General features: G+C 71.9%; 3 protein-coding genes. 1 reads left to right on the top strand and 2 read right to left on the bottom strand.

The annotated features are described in order from the left end of the window. Positions 1 to 176: 176 nt before the first annotated feature. Both H5J33_RS29075 and H5J33_RS29070 read right to left on the bottom strand, forming a co-directional pair. Positions 177 to 1196 carry a DUF2156 domain-containing protein gene (locus H5J33_RS29075; protein ID WP_181797792.1) on the bottom strand — a complete coding sequence of 340 codons (1020 nt, stop codon included), beginning with the start codon at positions 1194 to 1196 and terminating at the stop codon, positions 177 to 179. A 4-nt stretch (positions 1197 to 1200) separates the two neighbouring features. Next, complete coding sequence (locus H5J33_RS29070) at positions 1201 to 1986, bottom strand: class I SAM-dependent methyltransferase (RefSeq protein WP_181797791.1); 786 nt, start codon at positions 1984 to 1986, stop codon at positions 1201 to 1203. Between the two features lie 284 nt (positions 1987 to 2270). Between H5J33_RS29070 and H5J33_RS29065 the strand changes: the two genes are divergently transcribed. Next, the coding region (locus H5J33_RS29065) for an acyl-CoA dehydrogenase family protein (RefSeq protein ID WP_181797790.1) at positions 2271 to 3080 on the top strand (810 nt) is incomplete at its 3' end.

Genomic DNA, 3080 nt, shown 5'->3' with positions numbered 1-3080 from the left:
CCGGATCGGCACGCCGCCCGCGGCCAGCAGCCGCTCCAGCCGGTCCAGCTCCGCGTCGGCCTCCTCGGCGACGGAGCGGTCGTCCGGGGCCGCGGCACACGCGGCGAACATCGCCACGACCTTCTCGCCCTGCCGGCGGATCTCGTCGGTCATGCCGGTTCCTCCTCGACGGGGTCTCAGACGGCGTTGCACGCGCGGAAGACGTGCACCAGGGCCGGCAGGCTCGCCCGGTGCTGGAAGGCGAGGTACTCCGGCAGCACCAGGGTCGGCGCCCACTTCTCCTTGTAGGCGAGCTGGGTCCGGGCCGGGTAGACGGCCTCGCCGTGCTCCCACAGGTGGTGCACGAACCAGTGGAAGGCGCGGCTGTGGCCGGGGAACGCCGGCGCGTCCAGCGAGGTGAACGGCGTGAACCCGAAGTGCAGCCAGCGCACGCCCTCCGTGCGGAACACCTCGATCGCCGCCTTGTTGACCGCCTCCATGACACCCGGCCCCGAGTCCGGCCTGCGACGGCTCAGATCGTGCATCCAGCCGGCTTGCGGACCGTAGACGGGGGAGTAGGAGATGTAGCCGACGAGCCGGCCCTCGCGTGTCGCGACGAACAGCCGGCGCAGTTCCTGGTGCGGGCCGCCGGTCTCGCCCACCAGGAACTCCAGTGCCCTGACGTCCTCGCCCTTCGTGCGCAGCCAGGCCGCGTCCAGTCGGGCGATCGCCTCGCGCCAGTCGTCGTAGCGGGCCTCGGCGATGTGCAGCCCGCTGCGCAGCGCGCGGGAGATCTTGTTGCGCAGCTGCATGAAGCGGGTGCCCGCGAGGGTGAAGGTGTCCAGGTCGACGGCGTAGGAGGCGCCCATCTGGTTCACCACGAAGCCCGCGTCGAGGAACACGGCGGCGTCGGCGGCCTGCACCTGGACGGCGACGATCTCCCGGTCCTGCGCGGCGGCGAAGTCCACGAACGCCGCCAGCAGCCGGTCCCGGGTGCCCGCGGCGGCGAACGGCCCGCCGAACTGCACCAGATAGCGGCCGACCGGGCGGTGGACGATGAGGCCGTCGTCCCCGGGCAGCCGGAAGTAGCTGTTGCCCCGGTTGAAGGCCAGGAAGGCACTGGGGTTGCCGGAGTCGCAGTACCGCTGGACGGCGGCGACGGCCGCGTCCGTGCCGGCGGCCCGGCCGCCGTGCGCGTCTGTCGTGACCGTGCCCATGGTCTCAACGCCGCCCGACGACGGTGAAGGCGACGCTGTAGGTGAGGGTGTCCTCCCGGGCGAGGTACTCCAGGAAGCGGTCCTGCACCCGGCGGGCCGCCCCGGCGTCGCCCAGCGCCTCGGTCCGGGCCGGCTGCGCGATCTCCAGCTTCAGCCGCCACAGGCGCATCGTCTCCTCGTCCGCGGCCCCGGCGATCAGGTGATAGGGGTCCACCGTCACCTGCACGTCCGACAGCGCGGCCCGGTGGGCGAAGTGGAAGAGCTTGCGGCCGATGAACGGGTCGAAACCGGTGCGCGCGAGGCCCTTCACGACCGCTTCGAGACCGGCCTGCAGCTCCGGATCCTCCGGGTGGTGCCAGAGCAGTTGCCCGTCCAGCTCCTGGAGCAGGACCAGCCCGCCCGGCCGGCAGACCCGGACCATCTCCGCGAGCGCGCGCTGCGGGTCGGGCAGGAACTGCAGCATGAAGCGGCAGTAGACCAGGTCGAAGGCGCCGTCGGGCAGCGGCAGCCGGCGGGCGTCGGCGTGCACCGCCTCGCCCACCCCGGACAGGTTGATCCGGGCCTCCGCGATCCGGGACGGGGAGAAGTCGACACCCGTGACATGGATCCCGGGCCGCGCCGACGCCACCTGGCGGGCTATCACCCCCGGCCCGCAGCCGATGTCCAGCACGCGGTCGCCCGGACGCAGACGGTGGGCCAGATAACGGTCGGTCCAGGCGACCGGATCGACCTTCGCGGCCAGCCGCTCCGCCTCCCGGGGATCCTCCATGAGATACGTGGTCTCGGCCATGTTCGTTCTCCACTCGTGGTCGGACAAGGGGCCGCTCTCCGGAATTCCAGCGCAGTGTCGGTTTATCCCATGGAATTCGAGCGTGCAGCAATATGGGAACGCTGCGCGGTCAGCCCGGTATCAGGCACTCATCAGTTCTTCCGCGGATGTCAGCCGGCCATCAGGGTTCGATCAGGACGCCCTGTCAGACTGGCTGGGAACCCGCACCTTCGGCCCCGTTCTCCGCAGAATTCCTGCGCCATCGGATATTCCCCGTGATTTCTCTTGTGAAGGAGAACCCCCCGATGCGCTCCCTCGATGTCGCACGGGACACGTGCGGCCGGTTCCACCCTGGCCTGCTGGCCGAGCTCGAGAGCCTCACGCTCGCCGAACGCGAGGCCGGCGACAGCCCCGTGGTGGAGATGTACCGGGCCCGCGGCGGACCCGGCCTGCTCGTCCCCGCGGACTACGGCGGCGCCCAGGCGAGCCCCCTGGAGGCCGTGCGGGTCCAGCGCGCCCTGGGGGCGGTGTCCCCGTCGCTGGCGGTGGCCACCGTCATGCACCACTTCACCGTCGCGATGCTGTTCAGCCTGGCCCGGACCGCCGAGCGGCTCACCCCCGGCCAGCTGAAGATCCTGTCCGCGGTGGCCGGGGACGGTGCGGGCGGCGGCGGGTTGTGGTTCGCCTCGGGCTGGGCCGAGGGGCGCAGCGGCCAGAACATCCTGACGCCCGCCGTGACGGCCGAGCGGACCACGGCCGGCTACCGGGTCGACGGCGCCAAGAAACCCTGCAGCCTGTCGCGGTCGATGGACGTGCTGACCGCGAGCGCGGCGGTGCGCGAGGCGGACGGCACCAGCCTCGCGCTGCTGCTCATCCCGGCGGACAGCCCCGGCATCAGCGTGGTCCCGTTCTGGGGCACCCAGGTGCTCGCGGCCTCCCAGAGCCACGAGGTACGGCTGGAGGGCGTCGAGGTCGGCGAGGAACTGGTGATCCGCAGCACGCCGCAGCAGCAGAGCCGCCTCGACGATCTGCAAACGGCCGGGTTCACCTGGTTCGAACTGCTCACCACGGCCGCGTACACCGGCGCCGCCTCCGCCCTGGTGGAACAGGTGGTG

Origin of the sequence: Streptomyces sp. WELS2, from assembly GCF_013870595.1 — a bacterium.
In the GTDB taxonomy this organism is placed as follows: Bacteria; Actinomycetota; Actinomycetes; order Streptomycetales; family Streptomycetaceae; genus Streptomyces.
The sequence above is the reverse complement of the archived record's forward strand: the minus strand, read 5'-3'. Positions and strand labels throughout refer to the sequence as shown.

Excerpts from the sequence above, each read along its gene's own strand:
- H5J33_RS29075 (WP_181797792.1), bottom strand. The coding sequence starts at position 1,196 with ATGGGCACGGTCACGACAGACGCGCACGGCGGCCGGGCCGCCGGCACG.
- H5J33_RS29070 (WP_181797791.1), bottom strand. The coding sequence starts at position 1,986 with ATGGCCGAGACCACGTATCTCATGGAGGATCCCCGGGAGGCGGAGCGG.